The 23,721-nt window shown below is 37.0% G+C and carries 19 protein-coding genes, 1 tRNA gene and 1 pseudogene; 18 read left to right on the top strand and 3 right to left on the bottom strand.

The features are described from left to right. Positions 1-27: 27 nt before the first annotated feature. The 11 genes from sdhA (at position 28) to G4Z05_RS05700 (ending at position 9,213) form a co-directional block, all read left to right on the top strand. Positions 28-1,785: a succinate dehydrogenase flavoprotein subunit gene (gene sdhA, locus G4Z05_RS05750; RefSeq protein WP_038536586.1), complete on the top strand. Its 1,758-nt coding sequence runs from the start codon at positions 28-30 to the stop codon at positions 1,783-1,785. Between the two features lie 6 nt (positions 1,786-1,791). Continuing rightward, positions 1,792-2,553 carry a succinate dehydrogenase iron-sulfur subunit gene (gene sdhB / locus G4Z05_RS05745; protein ID WP_038536585.1) on the top strand — a complete coding sequence of 254 codons (762 nt, stop codon included), beginning with the start codon at positions 1,792-1,794 and terminating at the stop codon, positions 2,551-2,553. Between the two features lie 273 nt (positions 2,554-2,826). Then, positions 2,827-3,423: a class D sortase gene (locus G4Z05_RS05740; protein WP_163250872.1), complete on the top strand. Its 597-nt coding sequence runs from the start codon at positions 2,827-2,829 to the stop codon at positions 3,421-3,423. Between the two features lie 367 nt (positions 3,424-3,790). Continuing rightward, positions 3,791-4,015: a spore germination transcription factor GerE gene (gene gerE / locus G4Z05_RS05735; protein WP_019154738.1), complete on the top strand. Its 225-nt coding sequence runs from the start codon at positions 3,791-3,793 to the stop codon at positions 4,013-4,015. Positions 4,016-4,218: 203 nt separating this feature from the next. Next, positions 4,219-4,668: a MarR family winged helix-turn-helix transcriptional regulator gene (locus G4Z05_RS05730; RefSeq protein ID WP_163250871.1), complete on the top strand. Its 450-nt coding sequence runs from the start codon at positions 4,219-4,221 to the stop codon at positions 4,666-4,668. 55 nt (positions 4,669-4,723) lie between these two features. Continuing rightward, positions 4,724-5,536: a glutamate racemase gene (racE, locus tag G4Z05_RS05725; protein WP_163250980.1), complete on the top strand. Its 813-nt coding sequence runs from the start codon at positions 4,724-4,726 to the stop codon at positions 5,534-5,536. Positions 5,537-5,829: 293 nt separating this feature from the next. Beyond that, a complete protein-coding gene (locus G4Z05_RS05720; RefSeq protein ID WP_163250870.1) occupies positions 5,830-6,882 on the top strand; it encodes a GerMN domain-containing protein in 1,053 nt (350 codons plus the stop codon). Between the two features lie 131 nt (positions 6,883-7,013). Then, the gene (gene rph, locus G4Z05_RS05715) at positions 7,014-7,772 is read left to right on the top strand and encodes a ribonuclease PH (protein ID WP_163250869.1); all 759 of its coding nucleotides are present in this window, start codon (positions 7,014-7,016) and stop codon (positions 7,770-7,772) included. Between the two features lie 17 nt (positions 7,773-7,789). Beyond that, positions 7,790-8,401 (top strand): XTP/dITP diphosphatase, encoded by a 612-nt coding sequence (locus G4Z05_RS05710; RefSeq protein ID WP_163250868.1) that lies wholly within the window; start codon positions 7,790-7,792, stop codon positions 8,399-8,401. Next, the gene (locus G4Z05_RS05705; RefSeq protein ID WP_163250867.1) at positions 8,398-8,919 is read left to right on the top strand and encodes a metallophosphoesterase; all 522 of its coding nucleotides are present in this window, start codon (positions 8,398-8,400) and stop codon (positions 8,917-8,919) included. Before G4Z05_RS05710 ends, G4Z05_RS05705 begins: the two co-directional genes overlap by 4 nt. 217 nt (positions 8,920-9,136) lie before the next feature. Further along, positions 9,137-9,213, top strand: a tRNA-Arg gene (locus G4Z05_RS05700). A 384-nt stretch (positions 9,214-9,597) separates the two neighbouring features. Here the strand turns inward: G4Z05_RS05700 and G4Z05_RS05695 are convergent. Further along, positions 9,598-10,617: a DUF2332 family protein gene (locus G4Z05_RS05695; RefSeq protein ID WP_163250866.1), complete on the bottom strand. Its 1,020-nt coding sequence runs from the start codon at positions 10,615-10,617 to the stop codon at positions 9,598-9,600. Between the two features lie 793 nt (positions 10,618-11,410). Here G4Z05_RS05695 and G4Z05_RS16500 point away from each other — a divergent pair. Then, positions 11,411-11,716 (top strand): annotated as a pseudogene (locus tag G4Z05_RS16500) (DUF5946 family protein); the annotation flags it as partial. A gap of 169 nt (positions 11,717-11,885) precedes the next feature. Here the strand turns inward: G4Z05_RS16500 and G4Z05_RS05685 are convergent. Together G4Z05_RS05685 and G4Z05_RS05680 are read right to left on the bottom strand one after the other, a co-directional pair. Beyond that, the gene (locus G4Z05_RS05685; RefSeq protein WP_163250865.1) at positions 11,886-13,190 is read right to left on the bottom strand and encodes a Na+/H+ antiporter NhaC family protein; all 1,305 of its coding nucleotides are present in this window, start codon (positions 13,188-13,190) and stop codon (positions 11,886-11,888) included. A gap of 541 nt (positions 13,191-13,731) precedes the next feature. Further along, the gene (locus G4Z05_RS05680; RefSeq protein WP_163250864.1) at positions 13,732-14,334 is read right to left on the bottom strand and encodes a TetR/AcrR family transcriptional regulator; all 603 of its coding nucleotides are present in this window, start codon (positions 14,332-14,334) and stop codon (positions 13,732-13,734) included. Positions 14,335-14,615: 281 nt separating this feature from the next. Between G4Z05_RS05680 and G4Z05_RS05675 the strand changes: the two genes are divergently transcribed. The 6 genes from G4Z05_RS05675 (at position 14,616) to lonB (ending at position 23,687) form a co-directional block, all read left to right on the top strand. Next, complete coding sequence (locus G4Z05_RS05675; protein ID WP_163250863.1) at positions 14,616-15,497, top strand: ABC transporter ATP-binding protein; 882 nt, start codon at positions 14,616-14,618, stop codon at positions 15,495-15,497. A 21-nt stretch (positions 15,498-15,518) separates the two neighbouring features. After that, positions 15,519-17,132 (top strand): ABC transporter permease, encoded by a 1,614-nt coding sequence (locus G4Z05_RS05670; protein WP_163250862.1) that lies wholly within the window; start codon positions 15,519-15,521, stop codon positions 17,130-17,132. 483 nt (positions 17,133-17,615) lie between these two features. After that, complete coding sequence (locus tag G4Z05_RS05665; protein ID WP_163250861.1) at positions 17,616-18,656, top strand: tetratricopeptide repeat protein; 1,041 nt, start codon at positions 17,616-17,618, stop codon at positions 18,654-18,656. A gap of 165 nt (positions 18,657-18,821) precedes the next feature. Then, entirely contained in the window at positions 18,822-20,108 is a 1,287-nt protein-coding gene (gene tig / locus G4Z05_RS05660; protein WP_163250860.1) for a trigger factor, read from the top strand. A 380-nt stretch (positions 20,109-20,488) separates the two neighbouring features. Continuing rightward, a complete protein-coding gene (clpX, locus tag G4Z05_RS05655) occupies positions 20,489-21,748 on the top strand; it encodes an ATP-dependent protease ATP-binding subunit ClpX (protein ID WP_038536550.1) in 1,260 nt (419 codons plus the stop codon). A 271-nt stretch (positions 21,749-22,019) separates the two neighbouring features. Next, positions 22,020-23,687 carry an ATP-dependent protease LonB gene (gene lonB / locus G4Z05_RS05650; protein WP_163250859.1) on the top strand — a complete coding sequence of 556 codons (1,668 nt, stop codon included), beginning with the start codon at positions 22,020-22,022 and terminating at the stop codon, positions 23,685-23,687. Positions 23,688-23,721: the final 34 nt, after the last annotated feature.

Below are 23,721 nucleotides of genomic sequence, written 5' to 3'. Positions count from 1 at the left end.
GGAGTTAGGATTAGGGAGTGAGTCACGATGAGTAAAGGTAAGGTGATCGTAGTCGGTGGCGGTTTAGCCGGCTTGATGGCAACAATTAAAGTTGCGGAAGCGGGAACACCTGTTGAATTATTTTCTCTTGTTCCTGTTAAGCGCTCTCACTCTGTTTGTGCCCAAGGCGGTATTAATGGAGCAGTAAATACAAAAGGTGAAGGGGATTCTCCTTGGATTCACTTTGATGATACCATTTATGGTGGGGACTTCTTGGCTAACCAGCCACCGGTAAAAGCGATGTGTGAAGCGGCACCAGGCATTATAAATTTATTTGACCGTATGGGTGTAATGTTTAACCGTACTCCTGAAGGTCTTCTGGATTTCCGTCGCTTTGGCGGTACACAGCACCACCGTACGGCATTTGCAGGTGCAACGACTGGTCAGCAATTACTATATGCATTGGACGAGCAGGTTCGCCGTCATGAAGTTGCTGGATTAGTTACCAAATATGAAGGTTGGGAATTCCTTGGAGCCGTCCTTGATGATGAGGGAATATGTCGCGGGATTGTTGCTCAAGACTTAAAAACAATGGAAATAAAATCATTCGCCGCTGATGCAGTAATTATGGCAACTGGCGGACCAGGAATTATCTTTGGTAAATCTACCAACTCAGTAATTAACACTGGTTCTGCAGCCTCTATTGTTTATCAACAAGGAGCTTATTATGCAAACGGGGAAATGATTCAGATCCACCCAACTGCCATCCCTGGGGATGACAAACTTCGTTTAATGAGTGAATCGGCTCGCGGAGAAGGTGGACGTGTATGGACGTATAAAGATGGTAAGCCATGGTATTTCCTAGAGGAAAAATATCCTGCATACGGAAACCTTGTACCAAGGGATATTGCAACGCGTGAAATTTTCAGTGTCTGTGTGGACATGAAACTTGGTATCAACGGCGAAAACATGGTATATCTCGATCTTTCCCATAAAGATCCAAAAGAATTGGACATCAAACTAGGAGGAATTATCGAGATTTATGAAAAATTCATGGGAGAAGACCCTCGTAAAGTTCCGATGAAAATCTTCCCTGCTGTCCACTATTCCATGGGCGGTCTATGGGTTGACTATGATCAAATGACAAATATTCCAGGTTTATTTGCTGCAGGTGAATGTGATTATTCACAACACGGTGCGAACCGCTTAGGAGCAAATTCCTTGCTTTCTGCGGTATACGGCGGTATGGTAGCTGGACCAAATGCGGTTAGATATATTAAAGGACTTGAGAAGAGCTCTGATGCTATTTCATCGACTTTATTTGATCGTCATGTAAAAGAACAGGAAGAAAAATGGAATGCCATTTTGTCAATGGATGGGAATGAAAATGCTTATCTCCTTCATAAAGAACTTGGCGAATGGATGACCGATAATGTTACTGTTGTACGTTATAATGACAAACTGTTAAAAACAGATGAAAAGATTCAAGAGCTTTTAGAGCGTTATCAAAATATTAATATTCATGATACCGCTAAATGGAGTAACCAAGGAGCAACCTTTACACGTCAGCTATTTAATATGCTTCAATTGGCACGTGTTATTACACTTGGTGCTTACAATCGTAATGAAAGCCGCGGTGCTCACTATAAACCTGAATTCCCTGAACGAAATGATGAGGAATTCTTAAAAACAACAATGGCTAAATTTGTGGATGCTAAATCTGCTCCGGCATTCCATTATGAAGATGTCGATATTTCCTTAATTAAGCCTCGTAAGCGCGATTATACAAAGAAGAAAGGGGAGTAGGAAAGAATGGCAGAAACTAAAACAGTGAAATTTATTATCCAGCGTCAAGACACTCCGGATTCTGCACCATATACGGAAGAATTTGAAATCCCATATCGTCCGAATATGAACGTGATTTCGGCGCTAATGGAAATTCGGAAAAATCCGGTGAATGCCAAAGGACAAGCTACTACCCCTGTTACTTGGGAAATGAACTGTCTTGAAGAGGTTTGCGGTGCTTGTTCCATGGTCATTAACGGAAAGCCGCGTCAATCCTGCTCAGCATTAATTGATCAATTAGAGCAACCAATCAGATTGGAGCCAATGCGTACTTTCCCAGTTGTTCGCGATTTGGTGGTTGACCGTAGCAGAATGTTTGATGCATTGAAAAAAGTAAAAGCATGGATTCCGATTGATGGTACTTATGATTTAGGACCTGGTCCGCGTATGCCTGAGAAAAAACGTCAATGGGCTTATGAACTTTCCAAGTGTATGACTTGTGGTGTATGCCTTGAGGCATGTCCAAACGTAAACAGTAAATCAAACTTTATCGGACCACAGCCATTATCACAAGTTCGATTGTTCAATGCGCATCCAACTGGTGCGATGAATAAGGCAGAGCGTTTAGAGACAATCATGGGAGATGGAGGACTTGCTAACTGCGGTAACTCACAAAACTGTGTTCAATCTTGTCCGAAAGGTATACCATTAACTACCTCCATTGCAGCATTAAACAGAGATACAACCATTCAAGCATTCAGAAACTTCTTCGGAAGTGACCGAGATTAAACATAAATTTGCTTGAGAGACAAACCTTCTTTTCCAAAATGGAAAAGAAGGTTTTTTGTTATAAGATGAGAAAATGTCTTGCGTCTAGTGTATAAGTCTAGCGGTGAATGACCTCAGATGGGTGAAAAAAGCGTCCAAGCATAAAGAGAATCTTTTAGGAGGGAACCTATTCTACTTATTATTTTCTGAATTTTTTAAATAAAAATAGTTGATTCTGTTATAATGAATGTTAAAAGCGAAGCAGGATGAAGCAGGATAAGGAAGGTATTTAACGTGAAAAAGGTGCCACTATTACTCATTTTAACAGGTATATTTGTAATTGGATTTAGTCTTTGGCAATTAATCGATAGTAAGATAAAGACAAATACTTCTCTTAAAGAAGCAAAAAAACTAGTAATAGGTCAAACGGAAAAGCAAGTTATGAAAAAACGTCCATTAAAAAATATGGTAAGTGAAATGCCAAAAATGGGCGATACGATTGGTTTATTAGTTATTCCTAGAATTAAAGCAGAATTAGCTATTATTGAAGGAACAGATCCGGATGAATTAGAAAAAGGGGTGGGGCACTTCAAAGGCTCTTTTTTTCCTGGTGAAAATGGACAGATTGTTTTATCAGGGCACCGAGATACTGTGTTTAGACGTTTAGGTGAACTGAAGGTGGGAGATTTACTTACCATGCAAATGCCATACGGAACCTATCAGTATGAAATCACCAATATGAAAATTGTAGATGAGGACGACAGAAGTATCATCACCCTGCAAAATGAGAAAGAAGAATTAATTCTAACCACATGTTACCCATTTCATTATATAGGAAATGCTCCACAAAGATATATCATTTATGCTAAACTCAAAAATCCATTAAATTGAGGCCATTTTATTAGACGATAGGGTTTGTTTGCTACTACGAGAACTGTCTAGCTCCGGCGCCCTAGCGGCGAAACGCCTTCGCTCTCCGCCCTACGATAAGTCAACATCGAATCGCTAACACTCTTCGTGTTTCCTATATCTCAGTTGGAGACCACCACAAGGAAGTCTTCGCCAGCATCATCATTCCACGACCGAAAGCGATAGCTTTTGGGAGGAAGCCATACGCCGCTGAACAGGGCGATTGCGCTTTTCTAATTTCCTTTAAGTAAAAATGTCACTCCCTGTGTACTGTTTACATATGATATGGTGACTAAATATATACCCACCCCCGGTGCATAACTGGCGAAGGCAAGGAGGGTTACAATACTTGAAGGAGAATGAATATACTCACAAGCCGTTACTCACCAAACGAGAGAGAGAAGTATTCGAACTGTTAGTACAAGACAAAACAACAAAAGAGATCGCTAGTGAATTATTTATTAGCGAAAAAACAGTTCGGAATCATATTTCTAATGCCATGCAAAAGCTAGGCGTTAAGGGGCGTTCACAAGCAGTTGTAGAACTCCTTCGAATGGGAGAGCTAGAACTTTAAAACGAACCGGCATCCGCTAATGGAGGCCGGTTCATACTTTGTACATTACAGGAATGAAAATAATTTTATACACACCCACCAAGGACATGGGTCTGTTTCAGCTTGAATTTTTAATGAAAAAAGTAGAAAATAAGGACAAGCAGGCAAGTTTCATAGAAAGGTAATCGCAAGAAGAGAAGCAGATTATTAGGAGTGTAGATTCAGTGAAACTCGAAAATTCTAGCAAAGTAACAGGAGATATTGTAGCAAATATTGAAAAGGATTTACGGTATATATCAGGAATCATTAAGCAAAAGGGCAGGGAAATATTGAGTAATTATAAGATTACTCCTCCCCAATTTGTGGCCCTTCAATGGCTTTTTGAAGAAGGAGACATGACAATCGGCGAGCTTTCTAATAAAATGTTTTTGGCATGCAGTACGACAACCGATCTGGTCGACCGCATGGAGAAAAATTTATTAGTGGAACGCGTTAAAGACTCAAAAGATCGTCGTGTTGTTAGAATTCACCTTCTTGAAGAGGGAAAAAGAATTATTGACGAAGTAATAAAAAAACGGCAGGCCTACTTGGAGGAAGTATTAAAAAACTTCTCAGCAGAAGAAATACAACTCCTTCAAAACAACTTAATGAAACTGCATCAAGAAATGCGCTAAATTATGCGCAAAAGGAAGTTTAAAAATGTTGACTACCAAAAATGAGGCAAGAAGTTTGAAACAAGCAATTGGAATTATTGATTCCGGAGTGGGCGGCTTAACCGTTGCCAAAGAAGTAATGCGACAGCTCCCAAATGAGAAAATTATATATCTTGGGGATACGGCGCGCTGTCCTTATGGGCCTAGAACGCCTAAAGAAGTGAAAAGATTCACGTGGGAAATGACCAATTTTTTACTAGAAAAGAATATAAAGATGCTTGTCATAGCGTGTAATACAGCCACTGCTGCCGCATTGGATGAAATTCGGAGAGAACTTTCCATTCCTGTACTCGGTGTGATTAATCCTGGCGCTCGTGCGGCGATTAAACGGACAAAAAACTATCGAGTGGGAGTGATAGGAACGGTAGGTACCGTAAAAAGCGGTGCTTATGAAGTAGCTTTAAAATCCCTTAATAGTCGCCTGTATGTAACAAGCCATGCATGTCCCAAATTTGTTCCTCTTGTGGAAAGTGGTGAATATGAAGGGCCCATTGCAGAAAAAATTGTAGAAGAGGCTTTAAAACCACTTTTAAATCAAAATTTAGATACTTTAATCTTGGGATGTACGCATTATCCATTACTGGGGCCTTTGGTTCAAAAGGTTATGGGCGAAAAGGTAAATGTCATCAGTTCAGGAGATGAAACAGCAAGGGAAATAAGTGCCATTCTCCAATATCAGGGGATGCTCGACACGGACGAGGAAGATGTCCAGCATGAATTTTATACTACCGGCTCCAAATGGATTTTTACAAAAATCGCTTCTCAATGGCTTGGAACACCCATTGATAATGTGAAAAAAATAAATTTAAGTAAAAAGCATATCAATTAGTACACTAATTGGTATGCTTTTTTTGTTAGTAAAAGGCTTTAAATAGTAACTCGACGATTATTATGATCATCGTATCAACTCATATTCGTCATTCGTGTTAGCTAAAGTGTGGTGGAGATTTCCTGGACGATTCGTAAAGAAATGCCCGGAACACAAATGTATAATTTAGTGATTATTAATTTTTCATAGAAGAAAAAGTTTAAAATATTGTCCTAATTTTTCCTGATAAGACGGTCTAATTTTTTTTCAGGCTCGTATACATGATAGTACAAACTGTCTTTGGGGGGAAAATGATGTTCACAAATAAAGCAAAAATTCTGAGTCTGACTGTACTTAGTTCATCGCTTTTATTGGCTGGGTGCGGATTATTTGGAACGGAGAAAATACAAAAAATTGATCCACCAAAATCGGTGTCGGTTGAAGAGAATGCAGCAGATAAAGACACATCTGCCAAACAGAAAAAGGAAGAAAACAGCATAATGACAGAACTTTACCTCATTGATAAAAACGGTTATGTAGTACCCCAAACTTTTAATCTTCCAAAAACAAAATCCGTTGCTAAACAAGCTCTAGAGTATTTAGTAGTTAATGGACCGGTAGAAGAGATGCTTCCGAATGACTTTAGAGCGGTAATACCCGAAGGAACCGAACTTTCTGTAGATATTGATAAAGATAACGGGGTTGCCACAGTTAATTTTTCTAATGAATTTAAAAACTATCAGCCTGAAGATGAAATGAAAATCCTTCAATCAGTGACTTGGACATTAACTCAATTTGATGGAGTAGAAAAAGTTAAGCTAAAAATGAATGGTCATGATTTAACGGAAATGCCTGTAAATGGTACACCGATCAGCGAAAATTTATCGAGGGAAACTGGTATTAATTTTGATACAGAGGATGTAGTAGATATTTCAAATACAAAACCGCTGACTGTTTATTATATCGGTGGTGAAGAAGGTTCCTATTATTATGTACCAGTCACACGAAGGGTAAATCTCAATGAAAAGGACCCAATCGTGGCGGCAGTTAATGAATTAATTAATGGCCCAAGCGACAATTCCAACTTGGTTACTGGGTTTATGCCAGATGCGAAGTTGCTTGAAGCTCCAAAATATAAGGATGGCACGGTTACATTAAACTTTAATAAAAATATTTATGGAAGCTCAGAAGAAAATGTTATTTCCCAGAATGTTTTAGAATCCCTTGTATTGAGCCTGACTGAACAGGAAGGCGTAGAAAAAGTGGCAATCCAAGTAGATGGTAAAGCAGAATTAAAAAATGATCAGGGGAAAAAACTGACTGAGCCTGTTACCCGTCCAGAAAAAGTCAATACAGGTAGTTTTTAAAAATTGATTTCTGATATACTATATAATGAAAAGGGAAGGGGTTGGCTACAATGCCACCTCTTTCTTATTGGTACTTAAGCAAATGTAATAACAGGGGGACCCCTGCAACTACATTAGAGGAGGAAGGCATTGTGCGTGTTGATGGCAGGAAACCATTACAACTAAGACCTATACATATGGAAACTAATTATTTAATCCATCCGGAAGGTTCGGTGTTAATATCTGTTGGCAATACAAAAGTGATTTGTACTGCAAGCATTGAAGATAGAGTCCCGCCATTTATGCGAGGAGAAGGAAAAGGTTGGATCACGGCGGAATATTCCATGCTGCCAAGGGCGACCGAAACAAGAAACATAAGGGAATCTTCGAAAGGGAAAGTCTCCGGTCGAACCATGGAGATTCAGCGTTTAATTGGACGTGCTCTAAGAGCAGTAGTTGACCTTGAAGCTCTAGGGGAGCGGACTGTCTGGATTGATTGTGATGTCATTCAAGCGGATGGAGGAACGCGAACCGCTTCCATAACAGGGGCGTTTGTGGCAATGACGCTAGCCCTCAATGGCCTAGTGGAGAAAAAAGCGTTAACCAAATTTCCGATCATAGATTATTTAGCAGCAACAAGTGTCGGTATATTAGAGGATGGACAAACAGTCCTTGATTTAAATTATGCAGAAGATTCAACAGCTGCTGTAGATATGAATGTGGTAATGACAGGGAGCGGAGAATTTGTTGAATTACAAGGAACAGGTGAGGAAGCCACTTTCTCCTATGACCAGTTGCAAGGGTTACTGAATGCTGCACAGGAGGGCTTGATGGAGTTATTTGAGAAACAAAAAGAAGCTCTCGGTGATGAGATTGTCAAGAAAATTGAATTGAGCAGGAATAATACCTGATAATGAGGAGATTGTCTATGAAAGAGGTTATTATTGCAACGAAAAATCCTGGAAAAGCGAAGGAATTTGAGAAAATTTTTGCATCTCGTGGAGTCGCTGTTCGGACACTACTTGATTTTCCAGAGCTTCCAGAAGTCGAGGAGACAGGTTCAACATTTGAAGAAAATGCAGTGTTAAAGGCCGAGACAATATCAAAGGTACTTAACAAAATGGTTATTGGCGATGATTCTGGTTTAATTGTTGATGCCCTTGGTGGCAAACCAGGAATCTACTCTGCTCGTTATGCAGGAGAACCAAAAAACGATCAAAAAAATATAGAAAAAGTATTATCTGAACTTAATGGCGTGGAGGAAGAATCTAGAACTGCTAGATTCTACTGTGCATTAGCTGTTGCGATCCCTGGCCAGGAAACATATACGGTGTCAGGGACCTGTGAAGGACGTATTCTAGAAAAACCGCGCGGCACAAATGGATTTGGCTATGACCCGATTTTTTATGTCCCTGAAAAAGGGGTGTCCATGGCCGAGTTATCTGCGAATGAAAAAAATCAAATTAGTCATCGGGCAAATGCTTTGAAAAAGCTGGAATCGGAACTAGATTCAATTTTGGAAAGAGCTGAACGCTCATGAGTAAGGTGCTAGTGGTCAGCGATAGTCATGGCTTAACAAAAGAGCTTGAAACCATTAGAGAGCGACATTTATCTGATGTGGATCTTATGATTCATTGTGGAGACTCTCAACTTGATCCAGACCATCCGGCATTAACTGGTTATTTTACTGTGGGGGGCAACTGTGACTTTGGCGGTTTCCCCCAGGAACTGGTTTCAAATTTTGCCGGAAAAAAATTCTTTATCACGCATGGACACCGCTATTCAGTGAAAACGTCGTTAATGAACTTAAAATATAAGGCAGAGGAAGTAGGCGCAGATATCGTTTGTTTCGGCCATTCACATGTACTAGGTGCAGAGGTGGTCGGAGGGACCTTGTTTTTAAATCCAGGTAGCATACGCCTGCCTCGGGAACGTATCGAAAAAACTTATGTGATCCTTGATTTAAATGGTGATAAGGTAGAAATGTCTGTATTTGATATGGAGGGACATAAAATTCCAAAATTGTCTCACCAATTTGTATTAGGTAAGGATTCATAAGGACTTACTATCAATCAATTTGTAGGAACCGGCATTCATGGAATATGAGGACAATATTTGGAGTATGTCCTCATAGCCGGTTTTTGTGATAAAAACAAGCAGGTCAAAAGGAATAACAGTCATGTAAAAAATGATTCAAAAAAAATCTAAAAAACTTGTTGACAATTATATATAAGGATAATATAATTAATCTTGTCTTCGATAACAACTAACAAATGTCCCAGTAGCTCAGCTGGATAGAGCATGCGCCTTCTAAGCGTACGGTCGGGGGTTCGAATCCCTCCTGGGACGCCATCCTACATACTAAAATACCGAATGATATCAACCTTTTAACTATTACATATATGGTTAAAAGGTTGTTTTTTTATGTCAAAGAAAAATGATCTATATTTGAACATTATGGTTAATATTGGCTATAGATGTTTATTATAAAACGATCCCTTCCTATCGTCTCAGCGCAATAATAAGCAGTTACTACTTAGTATCTTGATTTAGATGTTGCAGAGGTAGCTGATAACGAAGAGAATTTTTATAAAACCTTAATTTCAGATGAATGAAACGCAGGGGATATTATTTTTTGAATAACTTTAGCAGTCTAACATTTTTACAATAAGGACAGAGCTTAAAGCCTTGCCCTATTTATTACTTAGTCAACTAAAGAATTATTAGTTCCCTATTTTATAACTCCCAATTAAACCATCTACCATGCCCATCTGTATCTCCAATAGTTAGATTATATTCTGTCCCATTCATAAAGTAATCAAGATGGAGTTTTTGATCCCACATATTATTGTATAGGTGAAAAACCTCCCTTGTATCCCCAATTTGCTTCACTTGTTCTAGAAGTTTAATTTTTAATTCCTTTGGAATTTGGTTGGCTACATGAGTATGAAAAATACATAATGCAGTATCTTTTGGCATTTGTTTTGCAACATTAGTTAATAAAGTTACTCCATCTCCCTCCAGGAGTTTTGGAGGATTTTCATTAAAATGATTAGCTGCATGTTCAAAGAGCACAAATCTTTCTTTATGCTCAGGCCAAATTAGTGACTTTAACCACAATTTATCTTCAGGATTACCCAAATTATTTACATGTAAATCTAAACCAATTTTTGAGGCGACTGGAGGACTTTCTTTTAGCAATAAGGGGATGTGATCCCCTTTTATTTCTGTACTTATATGAACTTTTGATCCTAGATTTCCATATACCTCGTTTGTTCCATAAGAATACTTATATTTATCCCATAAAAGTAATAAACCTGCACTTGTTCCAATTTCTATTATTGATAAAGGTTTTTTCACTTTGTCATAAATATAACAAAAGGCTGGATAAAGGTAAGCACATCTCCTAATCTCATTTGTTTGCACTAACTTACTTTTAAGGATAGAAATGATCTCATCTCTATATATCTGACAAAAACTTTTGAAATGTACAAATACATCTTCTTTTTCTTTTGGGAATTGGACAATACTTGGATAGTATTCTTTTAACCTATGTTTCTTCCCTTTAAATAACAGGAAATGGACAGCACCTAATAAAAGGTTTGGGATTGGTTGACCCTCCCTTGCCAAAGTACATAAATCAAGAATCTCATCATCTTTAGCTATTTTTCTTGATAAATGCTCATATAACTCACTGGAACCTCTACAATCATTAGCAAAGTTTTCAAACTTCTGAGAGATTAAAGTTTTATCCACTCATCACACCTCATGTTTTTTGGAATTTTATATAAATTCTACCAATATTGGAGGGGAATTCATGAGCAATAAGCCTGATTTAAAAATCAAAGTTAAAAAGCAGTGGTTTATATAAGGAAATAAAAAATCATACGAAAGAGCTAGAAATTAATTTTTGCTGTGAGGAGTTTAGAGAATACCTCTATAATTTAGGGAAATCTTATCTGTTAGAGTTGCTGTCTAATGGAGAGTAGGGAGGTCGGGGGTTCAAATTCCTCCTGGAACGCCATGCTACATACTAAAATACCGAATGCTATCAATTTTTGAACCATTACATTTATGGTTTAGAGATTGTTTTTTATGTCAAAGAAAATAGCGGTTTATTTGGTAATGAAAAATGCTTTATTATAAAACTACCCCTTCCTATCGGCTCTGTGCAATAATGCGCGGGGCCTTTTTTCTGTTAGGAATCAATAAATAGATTAATTTAATCTTACGGGGAAAATAGTGAAAGAAGTAAATAAATATGTGTTCGTTCCTTTTTATTAAAGATATGATTAATAAAACAGTGACAGTTTTAAAAATAGCATGAAGTATTTATAAGTTTGGAGGTATTAAAGCTTTGGAAAAGATAATAGAATGTCCTGGGTGTGGGCTAAAGTTACCCCATCACCATATTCCATTAAATATGGATTATAATGCTTCGGGTGAATGTTATCAAAAATTCAGTGAATTAAGTAGTTATACACTCAGTAAATAGGATATTGATTTTATACATCAACATGCCAGCGATACCTACTAAGCTCAACATTCAGGCAATGGTATGAAACCAATAACCACTGCCTTTACGTTAATTGGGTTATATTATGCTATTGAGAAAGGATTTAATGGGAGGCAAGTACAGCGTGTACATACGCTCCTTAGTCGCAAAAAATTTAAGTGGAATCCATTACAACCTCCCCATCCTTCGGCCTATTCTTTAACTGTGATGAATGTTTTAAACACACAACCAGGGGAAAGTCGTGACGAAATGATTCGGAAATGGATGTTGGATGTGTGGAAAAGTTGGGAGCATCAACATAGTTGGGTAAGGGAAATTAGTGACATTCTATTAAAGTGATATTTTTCAACAATATCATCCTACAAGCAATTTAAAAAGTTATCGATAAATGAAAGAAGCGATCATTCCAAGAATGATCGCCTATTCCTGGTGAAAGTATTAACAAATGAACTCCCTTCCATTCTTATAGCACGTGAATAGAAGGGAGTTCATTTGAGCTTAAGCTTGATTAATTTGTTACTTCATGTTTATTAGTTCTTTTTTCTTTTGCCGGATATCCTATTAGGATAGCACAGATTCCGCAGATTCCAATAAGGATTGGATAGAAAGAATATTGCAAGATACTAACTGGTGATATTTTGGCTATGCTTGCTGCTACCAAAAATTGGGCTCCATATGGCAGAAGGCCTTGGATTGTACAGGAGAAAATATCTAATATACTAGCTGATTTTCGTGGCTCAATTCCATATTGTTCAGCAATATTTTTGGCAAGTGGACCAGCTATTAAAATGGAAATCGTATTATTGGCCGTTGATAAATTCGTTAGCCCAACAAGACCTGCGATACTAAATTCGGCACCCTTTTTCGACTTGATCCTACGTGTTGCAAGTTGAAGGAGAAAGTCAATTCCGCCGTTAAATTTTATAATCTCTACCATTCCAGCTATTAGTATGGCAAGGAAGGCCATTTCATACATTCCTGCCATTCCTTCGCTAATTTTCCCCAAGAGGGTCATAATATCATAACTACCATTCGTTAAGCCAATTGCTCCAGCAAGAGTAATCCCTGATGCTAGAACTAAGAAAACATTCATTCCAGCTAACGCTAAAATAATGACCAAAACATAGGGAACAATACTTACCCAATTATAGCTTAAATGCTCTACCTGTGTCGTTTCACCAAATGTGATAGCCCATAAAATAATCCCTGTAATAATAGCTGCTGGCAACACGATCCAAAAATTCACCTTAAATTTATCTTTCATTTCTGTACCTTGTGTTCGAACAGCAGTAATAGTTGTATCTGAAATAAAGGATAAATTATCGCCAAACATGGATCCACCGATAATAGCACCCATTACTAGAGCCAAGGAAAAATCGGTTTGTTCGCTTATCCCAACTCCAATTGGCGCCAGTGCTACAATCGTTCCCATCGATGTCCCCATTGAAAGGGAGATAAAACAAGCGATGATAAATAAGCCGACAATTATAAGGTTTTGCGGAACGAATGATAATGCAAGGTTAACAGCAGACTCCACGGCCCCCATGCCTTTTGCTACTTCTGAAAAGGCCCCGGCCAAGAGAAAAATGACAACCATCAGCATGACATTCGAATTTCCGGCCCCCCGGCAAAAAATATCTACCTTCTGCGTAAAAGGTTCTTTTCGATTCATTGCCAATGCCACAGCGCTCGAAATGGTAATGGCTACAATAACAGGAAAGGCATAAAAATCACCTGTAATAACCCCTGTACCAATAAATAAAATCAAAAATACAACAAAAGGGATTAAAGCCCATGGATTTCCTTTTTTCATAGTTTTACCTCCGAAAATTAAAATGGGCTACATAAATTTTTTTGCCCCGCACACGGCCTCCTCTTAAAGTAATAAGAAGATACCTTATAACAATTAAAACAGTCCTCTAATTTATCAAGACCTACTTGCTGGGAATGGAACAGCCCAACTTTTTCACTCGTAATCCGCTAATCGAGATATTATTGGGCTTGTGCCTCCATCTCTCTTGAAAAGTAGAAAAAATTCTATTTTTTTGTCACAATAAATAATAGATTACATGATTTTTAGTCCTATATCAATAAAGTATTATTGGATATTTATAGTATTGGATAGAATGTTTTATCTTCATCCACTTATTAACAGATCAATCCTTTCTGTATTCCTATTTTCAATGAAAAAAGCCTGTATAAGAACATAGGTAAACGTACTCAATAATTGAATACATTTCACTAGTCTTATACAGGCCTATTTGGCTAATGATCGAAGATGGAGAACCATTCTAAAATACATGGTGAGCATAGTTAGCTTAGGTTTACAGACGTGAACAACATGTTTAACCATATTAGTCTTTTTTCGATGGTGCAAAGCCTTTAAGGAACATTTCTGTCCATTCCATCGTGTAGGGGGCAATTTTTTCATATATTTGTGGATTGGACATTCCTTCAATAATTGTCCTGAAATAGAGCATTAAAAATTCATCGGAATATTTTAAATCTACTTTTCCTTCTTTTTTCCCTCGATGAAATAAATCCAATAGAATACTTTGATTTTCTTCTGAAAGTTTTTTTGCCATTAATGAAAGACCGTCATCTTCTTTTTCTGTAATATACTGCATCATATCTATATAAAACGTATGACTTATTTCGTTTAATTTTTTTATTTTATTTTGACTAAGCTCAATAATGGTTTCTTCAAAAGGTTTGTTTTTGGCCAAAATTGCTTTTGCCGATGTAATCATATCCTCAAAAAAACTTTTATAGACTTCGCGAATTAAATTATCTTTACTGCGGAAATATTTAAAGATGGTCGTTTTTGCAACATTTGCATGTTTAGCAATTTCTTCCATTGTTACGTTTTTGCTATTCCCTTTCAAATTTATCAATTGAAAAGTCGATTTTAAAATTTGTTTTTTCTTTTCTTCTGTTCTTTTTTCAAAACCATCCAAGTGTACTCACTACCTTCAAAATGAAATTCCAAGAATTTATCGTTTATTTATTATTATATATAAACTATTGCATACTATCAAAGTAAGCAAAGTATAAAATTTTAATTGACAGTCTTGGTTTTATTCTATATTATGAACTAAAAATATAAATATAGTTCATAATATAATTCATAATTCCTTAAAAATATACTTATTATTTATTGTTAGTGTTTTTTGTTTGTGTGTTGTGTAGGTTTGAACGAATATGAAAATGTATTTCATTATTAAGGAGTGTATGGTAGATGGAAAAAGTAATCCAATTAAGTGGTTTGCAAAAAAAGTTTGGTAAATTCCAGGCGCTTAGTGATGTAACATTTTCAGTAAATGCCGGAGAAGTGGTTGGTTTTATTGGTCCAAATGGTGCGGGTAAATCTACAACAATACGTATTTTATTGGGAATCATTAAACGAGATGCCGGTCATGCAGAAATTTTTGGAAAAGATGTTTGGAAAGAAAGTTTTGAAATTCATAAGCGAATTTCATATGTTCCTGGGGATGTCTCCCTTTGGGGAAATCTAACAGGCGGAGAGATTATTGATTTATTTTTAAATCTACACGGTAGTGGAAATAAACAAAAGCGTGATCAATTAATTAAGCGTTTTGAGTTGGATCCTAAGAAAAAAGCAAAAACATATTCTAAAGGTAATCGACAAAAGGTTGCATTGGTTACCGCTTTATCTGCAGATTCTGATTTATACATTTTTGATGAACCTACATCTGGATTAGATCCTTTGATGGAAGCAGTATTTCAAGAAGAAGTAGAAAAACTTAAAAATGAAGGAAAAGCGATATTACTATCTTCCCATATTTTAAGTGAAGTAGAACGGCTGGCTGATAAGGTCGTCATCATTCGTCAGGGGAAAGTGGTGGAATCAGGGACACTTGAAGAATTACGTCATTTAACACGTACAACTATTACATTGGAAACTGAAGGAGAGATCGTGCAATTGAAAAATGTATTGGGTGTCTATAATTTCCAATATAAGGATAATTATGCAACCTTTTCTGCAGATACCAAATATTTAAATGATATTTTACTAGCTGCAACCAAATTAGGTGTTAAAAAATTTGAAGCCGTTCCACCTACTTTAGAAGACTTGTTTATGCGTCACTATGAAAATTAGGTGTAAAAGGAGGAAGAGAAGATGAAGGAAAAATTTTCCCGATGGGAAATCCTCTTTGCCCAATATTTAAAACGTGATTGGAAGAAAATAATCTTTTGGATTTTAGGGATTGGCTTATTTTCAGCCGGATTTGTTCCTGCATTTGAAGAAATAGCAGAAGGTCAAGGTTTAGTGGGGTTGTATGAAACATTAAAAAACCCTGCAATGATTGCGATTGTAGGTCCAACACCAATCGATGTTGCAACAGACTATACATTAGGAGCCATGTATGCACATGAAATGTTACTATTTTGTGGATTAATGGCTATGGTTATGTCCGTTTTCCATGTAATTAGTCATACTCGGAAAGAAGAGGAGCTTGGGTTGACTGAACTTGTTCGCTCTTTTCATATCGGTCGACAAGCAAACTCATTGGCAACAATGATGGAAACGATTCTGATTAATATTTTCCTTGCCCTTTTTATTAGTGTAGTATTAGTTAGTTTTGGTGCAGAAACAATTTCTGTGGAAGGATCCTTATTATTTGGAACAACGGTAGGATTTGCAGGAATAATTGGGGCTGGAATGGCACTAGTTTTTTCACAAATTATGCCAACTTCTTCAAGTGCGACAGGATCAACCCTAGGTTTGATCGGGCTTCTCTTTATCGTTCGTGCTGGAACAGATATTTCTAATGCCAATTTATCAATGTTTAATCCGCTCGGTTGGACTTATTTAACTTATCCATTTACGAACAATGACTGGCTTCCACTTATTTTTGCCCTTATTTTCATAATAATTGTTACAATGATAGCTTTCTCACTTGAAGGTTCTCGAGACATGGGGGCAGGTTACTTTCCAGAGAAAAAAGGTAGAGAGTATGCCAAAAAATCATTATTATCTGTTCGGGGCTTATTTTTTAAGATTAATAAGGGGATAATGATTGGATGGGGGATTGCATTTATTTTCATAGGAGCTTCCTATGGGGCAATATATGGTGATATGCAAGCGTTTATTGAAAGTAATGAAATAATGAAACAAATGTTTTCTCATTCAGGGATTTCTATTGAAGAGTCTTTTACTGGTACGATTATGATGGTTATGATTGTATTAGTTTCTATTTTACCAATTCTTATCGTTAATAAACTTTTTACTGAAGAAAGACGGTTGCGATTAAGTCAGTTATTTTCTACAAAGGTTACACGTAGACAAATTTATTGGAATTGTATTGGTCTAGCGATTTTTGCTAGTATAATAGGAATATTATTAGCTGCTGGTAGTCTGGGCGGTACAGCTATTTCTGTAATGGAAACCAAATCGACAATGGATTTCAGTGATTTTCTTGCTACTGGTTTTAATTACTTACCATCTGTATTATTTATGATTGGTTTAGCCACAATAACTCTAGGATGGATACCGAAATTTGGTAAAGTCGTTTATTTTTATCTTGGGTATAGTTTCTCAGTAAACTACTTCGGCGCTATATTAGATATACCTGAATGGGTTTCAAATATTGCCATTTTAAGTTGGCTTCCACAATTACCTGTTGAAGAGTTTGAAGCACTAACTTTCATTACCATATCTGTGATAAGTATTGTATTAATGGCATTTGGATATTTCGGATACAGTAGACGAGATATGATGGAAGGAACTTAATTTTTGGTGGGCAATTTTAGCCCACTTTTTTTATTGATCGCGTAAATTTATTTTTAAAGCACTTTCACTTTTTGTTTGACGATAATCATTTAGAAGTTGGTTATCGAACGCGTTTTGCGGATGGTATTTTGTAAATGCCATTTCATATTTTGCTGCAGGTTGGATATCTTAAACAATGATTTGAGATCTCCTCCCGGTGCAGGAAGCCAGTTCGATTCATGATTGATGGGTCGATCTTTTTAAATATATTTTTGAAAAAGAACTTAATTATCTTAAATCATGCTTAGACTAACTTTACACATATATCTCACGAAAAACTCTTAAAAAATATTGGAAAATTAGAGTTACTATCTAGGTGTTTTCTAGTAGAAGTCATACTACATAACAAAATTCACTTACCTTAGTAGGTAAGTTTTTTTTATGCTTTTTTTGTGATAAACTATTTTTAAATACTAATTTAATGCCAAATCAGAGGAAGATAAGATGAGAAAAAGGAAGCGTATTAAAAGAAAAAACAATGTTCTCTTCTTTCCCGGAGCTGAAAAAAAATTAATCGATAAAGGGATGGAAAACCTACAAAATAAGAATTATAGTGAAGCGATCCGCTACTTGGAGGAAGCCAATGTCCTGGATCCGGATAATGAACAAGTTTTGTTTGGACTTGTTTTCTCCTATATTGAAGCAGGTTCTTTTGAAAAGGCAAAGGCTCTTACAACAGAGATGCTGCAAAAAGGGATTGGCGACTATATTTATATGGTAGAATTGTATTTAACCATTTTAGTACATCTACATGAATACGAGGAAATCATTACGACAATTGAAGCCCTGTACGAAGAAAATGCCATTCCGTTTGAGAGATACGATCACTTCAAAACCATGTTGCATTATAGTAGGAAGATGGCCGAAAATCATGTCGAGTCAGAGAATACCAAACCTGTTGCTGAAAAAATGAAGCTGGAAATGACAGAACTCGATTTACATAAGCTCTCACAAAAAAATTTAAACGAACAAATGGCCATTGTTACAAATATAACCAATAAAAATATTCGTCCCTATCTTAATGAAATAGAAGAATATTTAGCAGATGATAACGGACATCCATTTATTAAAACAATCTTATTAAGCCTCCTTAAAGAGCAAGAAGTAGATCGCAAAATAATAGTAAGGAAGTTTAATATGGAAATAGAGGTCATCCCTTATGAACTCCCGGGAGTGAAAGAACAGCCACAAATGCTGGGGATTAAATCTTTATCGGAAAGCTACTTGGAAAATGAAAACCCTACGCTTCTTATGAATATCACCGAAATGTTAGAGCGAATTTTCTATATGAGCTATCCTTTTGAACTACACCCAACACCTCCCCACATATGGGCGGCAGCTTTACACTACATAGTTCAGCAATATCTTGGATTGGAGCCAATGATAGGAAAAATTGTAGACAAATATTGTGCAGCGCGTGATGAAATCGCTCAGGTGCTTGATCAAATAGAAGAAATTGAGAAAATTTCCTATCCGAATCTATAGGATAGGCTGTTGAAAGAATTCAATCCTATGGTATAATGTAGGGGTTGCATTGTGTAGAAAATTTATTAACATTGGAAGAAATGGAATTGGCTTAGTGGACAAGACATATTCCGAATTTCAAGATTCGTTGTTAATGAATGCGAATAGATGTTGGAGGGAAAAAGAATGACTGCAAAATGGGAAAAATTAGAAGGTAACCGCGGTGTCCTTACAATTGAAGTGCCCGCTGAAAAGGTTAACCAAGGATTAGACTCTGCATTCAAAAAGGTTGTAAAACAAATTAATGTTCCAGGCTTCCGTAAAGGAAAAATGCCTCGTGCATTGTTTGAAAAGCGCTTTGGTGTAGAAGCACTTTATCAAGATGCATTAGATTTTATTTTTCCAGAAGCATATATGAATGCAATCAAAGAAACTGGAATCGAGCCAATTGCTCAGCCTGAAAATGTTGATTTTGACATTGAGCAAATGGGTAAAGATAAAGACTTCACATTCAAGGCGACTGTTCAAGTTAAACCAGAAGTAAAATTAGGTGAATACAAAGGCCTTGAAGTTGAAGAACTAGATACAAACGTAACAGATGAAGATGTACAAAAAGAATTAGAAACACTTCAAAATCGTCACGCTGAGCTTGTAGTAAAAGAAGAAGGTACAGCTGAAAAAGGCGATACAGTGGTTATCGATTTCGAAGGCTTTGTTAATGGAGAAGCTTTCGAAGGTGGTAAAGGAGAGAACTATTCTCTTGAGCTTGGTTCCGGTACATTCATTCCTGGTTTTGAAGATCAGTTAATCGGTGTCGCTGCTGGTGAATCAAAAGACGTTGAAGTTACTTTCCCTGAAGAATACCATGCAGCTGAACTAGCTGGTAAGCCAGCTGTATTTAAAGTAACTGTTCATGAAATTAAAAGAAAAGAGCTTCCTGCATTAGATGATGAGTTTGCTAAAGATGTAGATGATGAAGTAGAAACTCTAGATGCTTTAAAAGAAAAAATCAAAACTCGTTTAGAAAATAGCAAGAAGCATGAAGCAGAACATCACTTACGCGACACGTTAGTAGAAAAAGCTGCAGCGAATGCAGAGGTTGAAATTCCTGAAGTAATGGTTGAAAATGAAGTAAACCGTATGCTTCAAGAATTTGAACAACGTCTTCAAATGCAAGGTATGAACCTAGAGCTTTATTACCAATTCTCTGGTCAAGATGAAGCTGCCCTTCGTGAACAAATGAAGGAAGATGCTCGCAAGCGCGTAAAAGTTAACCTTACTCTTGAAGCGATTGCTAAAGCTGAAAATCTTGAAGCAACTGAAGAAGATGTAAATGCTGAGCTTGAAAAAATGGCTGAAATGTATAACATGTCTGTTGACAACATCAAAAAAGCTCTTGGTGGAACAGAAGGCATTAAAGAAGATCTTAAATTTAAGAAAGCAGTAGAATTTCTTGTTGAAAACAAAAAATAATGGTAAATGATACAAAGGCACGATTTTATCGTGCCTTGTTTTATACATTTTTAAAATTACATATTATAATATGTACAGGGTAACCTTTTTGTTAACGGGCAGGAAAATGGGACTGAAAGAGCGAAATTATATAATACAAGTAAAACATAGGCTTATTTTATGAATAATATGGATAAGCTTATGGGAGTACATAGGTGTTTTTTCGAATAATCCAAACAAGTTAAAACATATTTTTGAACAAAAGCTTTTTAGTTCCAGTCCGTTTCAGAAATGTGTTACAATGCAAAATACATACCTTTGACAGTCAAGAAAAAATGGAATTTGTATGGATTATTCGGCATTTGAATAAATGACTTAAGTCGTCCAAGGGGTGAAAGGGTTTGTTTAAGTTTAATGATGAAAAGGGCCAGTTAAAATGTTCATTCTGTGGTAAAACACAGGATCAAGTTCGTAAACTGGTTGCCGGACCGGGAGTCTATATATGTGACGAGTGCATTGAGCTTTGCACTGAAATTGTTGAAGAGGAGCTTGGAACAGAAGAAGAAGTAGAATTTAAAGATGTTCCAAAACCGAAGGAAATTTGCGAAATCCTTGATGAATATGTTATTGGTCAAGAAAAAGCAAAAAGAGCGCTATCTGTAGCGGTTTACAACCACTATAAACGAATCAATTCTAGCAGCAAAATTGATGATGTGGAGCTTTCCAAAAGTAATATTTGTATGATTGGACCGACTGGAAGTGGAAAAACCCTTCTAGCTCAAACATTGGCACGTATTTTAAACGTTCCATTTGCGATTGCGGATGCTACATCCCTGACAGAAGCAGGATATGTAGGGGAGGACGTTGAAAATATTTTATTAAAATTGATTCAAGCTGCTGATTATGATGTGGAAAAAGCCGAAAAAGGCATTATCTACATTGATGAAATTGATAAAATTGCCCGTAAATCTGAAAATCCTTCTATTACACGCGACGTTTCCGGTGAAGGGGTTCAGCAGGCATTATTGAAAATTTTGGAGGGAACAGTTGCCAGCGTTCCTCCACAAGGCGGAAGAAAGCACCCGCACCAAGAATTCATTCAAATTGATACAACGAATATCCTGTTTATCTGCGGTGGTGCTTTTGACGGAATTGAACCAATTATTAAGCGCCGTTTAGGCCAAAAGGTGATTGGTTTCGGGGCTGATCCAAAACAACAGGAAATTAGTTCTAAGGAACTTTTATCTAAAGTTCTTCCAGAAGACCTTTTACGCTTTGGACTCATTCCGGAATTCATCGGACGTCTACCAGTTATTGCTAGCCTTGAGCAACTAGATGAAGATGCATTGATCGAAATCTTAACAAAACCGAAAAATGCATTAGTAAAGCAATACCAAAAAATGCTTGAAATTGATAATGTGGAACTGGAATTTGAAGAAGAGGCCCTCAAGGAAATTGCCAAGAAAGCAATTGAGCGGAAAACCGGTGCCCGTGGATTGAGATCTATTATCGAAGGAATTATGCTTGATGTAATGTTCGACTTACCTTCTCGTGATGATATTAAAAAATGTATCATCACAAAAGAAACAGTATTGAACAATAGTGCTCCAAAGCTGATTCTTAAAGATGGATCCATAGCACAAGAAGAAAAATCCGCATAAGATCTTAGAGAACCTGGCTTTATGTCAGGTTCTTTTATGTTTTTCATTCGATTTTGACATAATCTTTTTGAGTAGTATGTGGTGGTATAAAGGGAAGTAAATTCAATCAAATTGATTTTTTCAAGACAGGAAATTCGATGTTAGTGAAGAAAGAACAAGAATGTTAGTATTCATATAATCTCTGGTTTAAAAAGATTTATGGTTTATTCCATCGACCTGCAGGAAATACTTATTATTATCAAATGAGTATTATGGTGCAGGAGGAAAATATATGAGTTGGACGGGGATTGCTTTATTTATACAATTATTTTTTGGTATTATCATTGGACTGTATTTTTGGAATTTGCTTAGAAACCAGCGGACACAAAAAGTTTCAATTGATCGTGAATCCCGCAAGGAAATGGAGCAGCTTCGAAAAATGAGGTCTATTTCGTTAACAGAACCACTATCGGAAAAAGTGCGTCCAACAAGTTTTCAAGATATTGTTGGCCAAGAGGATGGTATTAAGGCTCTAAAAGCAGCTCTTTGTGGTCCGAACCCGCAGCATGTGATCATTTATGGACCGCCGGGAGTTGGAAAAACAGCCGCTGCTCGCCTTGTTTTGGAGGAAGCAAAAAAGAATCCGAAGTCACCTTTTAAACGGGATTCAGTCTTTATTGAATTAGATGCAACAACGGCCCGCTTTGATGAAAGAGGAATTGCTGATCCGCTTATAGGATCTGTCCATGATCCGATTTATCAAGGAGCTGGTGCGATGGGGCAAGCAGGGATTCCTCAACCTAAACAAGGAGCAGTAACAAATGCCCATGGCGGCGTCCTTTTCATCGATGAAATTGGTGAATTGCATCCGATACAAATGAATAAACTTCTGAAAGTCTTAGAAGATCGCAAAGTTTATTTGGAAAGTGCATACTATCATGAAGAAAATACACAAATCCCAACACATATCCATGATATTTTTAAAAATGGACTTCCTGCTGATTTTCGCTTAATAGGTGCTACAACAAGGACTCCAAACGAAATCCCACCTGCGATTCGTTCTCGTTGTATGGAAGTATTCTTTCGGGATTTAACGCAAGAAGAAATTGTCACCGTTGCGAAAAAAGCAGCGGCGAAAGTTAATCTAAAAATTAGTGATACGGGTGTACATACTTTATCTACCTATGCCAGAAATGGTCGTGAAACTGTTAATATGGTGCAAATTGCGGCAGGTTTGGCGATTACTGAAGAACGTGATTACATTAAAGATGAAGACATTGAGTGGGTCATTCACTCTAGTCAGATGACTCCGAGAATGGAACGACGGATAAATGATACCGCACAAGTTGGCCTTGTGAACGGTCTTGCTGTCTATGGTCCAAATTCGGGGGCTCTTTTAGAAATTGAAGTAACGGTCATTCCTGCAAAAGAAAAAGGGACCATTAATATTACTGGGATTGTAGAGGAAGAGAGTATTGGTAGTCAAGAAAAATCCATTCGCAGGAAAAGTATGGCCCGTGGCTCGATTGAAAATGTTATTACAGTTCTCCGATCCATGGGTGTTCCAGCGAATGATTATGATATCCATGTCAATTTTCCTGGCGGAGTGCCCATAGACGGTCCATCCGCTGGTATTGCCATGGCAACTGGAATTTACTCAGCTATTTATAAAATACCTATCAATAATACGGTTGCCATGACTGGTGAAATTAGTATTCATGGGAATGTTAAACCAATCGGTGGTGTTTATCCGAAAGTGAAGGCTGCGAAAAAAGCCGGAGCAAAAACGGTGATCATTCCAAAAGAGAATATGCAATCGATATTAAAAGAAATAGAAGGCATCCGAATTGTTCCGGTCACCCATCTTCGTGAGGTTTTTGAAATTGCCTTGGTAAAAGAATCTAAACGAAATCATGCAATCCCTGCCTCGATTGAATTAAGTAAAAAAGAGACGATTTAACGAAAAACTTCGGTTTGTCTAATTAAACAAACCG

The sequence above is a fragment of the Neobacillus thermocopriae genome (assembly GCF_010975035.1).
Taxonomy (GTDB): domain Bacteria; phylum Bacillota; class Bacilli; order Bacillales; family Cytobacillaceae; genus Neobacillus; species Neobacillus thermocopriae.
This window is presented reverse-complemented; position numbering and strand designations above follow the sequence as displayed.

Excerpts from the sequence above, each read along its gene's own strand:
- sdhA (WP_038536586.1), top strand. The coding sequence starts at position 28 with ATGAGTAAAGGTAAGGTGATCGTAGTCGGTGGCGGTTTAGCCGGCTTG.
- sdhB (WP_038536585.1), top strand. The coding sequence starts at position 1,792 with ATGGCAGAAACTAAAACAGTGAAATTTATTATCCAGCGTCAAGACACT.
- G4Z05_RS05720 (WP_163250870.1), top strand. The coding sequence starts at position 5,830 with ATGTTCACAAATAAAGCAAAAATTCTGAGTCTGACTGTACTTAGTTCA.
- G4Z05_RS05710 (WP_163250868.1), top strand. The coding sequence starts at position 7,790 with ATGAAAGAGGTTATTATTGCAACGAAAAATCCTGGAAAAGCGAAGGAA.
- G4Z05_RS05705 (WP_163250867.1), top strand. The coding sequence starts at position 8,398 with ATGAGTAAGGTGCTAGTGGTCAGCGATAGTCATGGCTTAACAAAAGAG.
- G4Z05_RS05685 (WP_163250865.1), bottom strand. The coding sequence starts at position 13,190 with ATGAAAAAAGGAAATCCATGGGCTTTAATCCCTTTTGTTGTATTTTTG.
- G4Z05_RS05675 (WP_163250863.1), top strand. The coding sequence starts at position 14,616 with ATGGAAAAAGTAATCCAATTAAGTGGTTTGCAAAAAAAGTTTGGTAAA.
- G4Z05_RS05670 (WP_163250862.1), top strand. The coding sequence starts at position 15,519 with ATGAAGGAAAAATTTTCCCGATGGGAAATCCTCTTTGCCCAATATTTA.
- G4Z05_RS05665 (WP_163250861.1), top strand. The coding sequence starts at position 17,616 with ATGAGAAAAAGGAAGCGTATTAAAAGAAAAAACAATGTTCTCTTCTTT.
- tig (WP_163250860.1), top strand. The coding sequence starts at position 18,822 with ATGACTGCAAAATGGGAAAAATTAGAAGGTAACCGCGGTGTCCTTACA.
- lonB (WP_163250859.1), top strand. The coding sequence starts at position 22,020 with ATGAGTTGGACGGGGATTGCTTTATTTATACAATTATTTTTTGGTATT.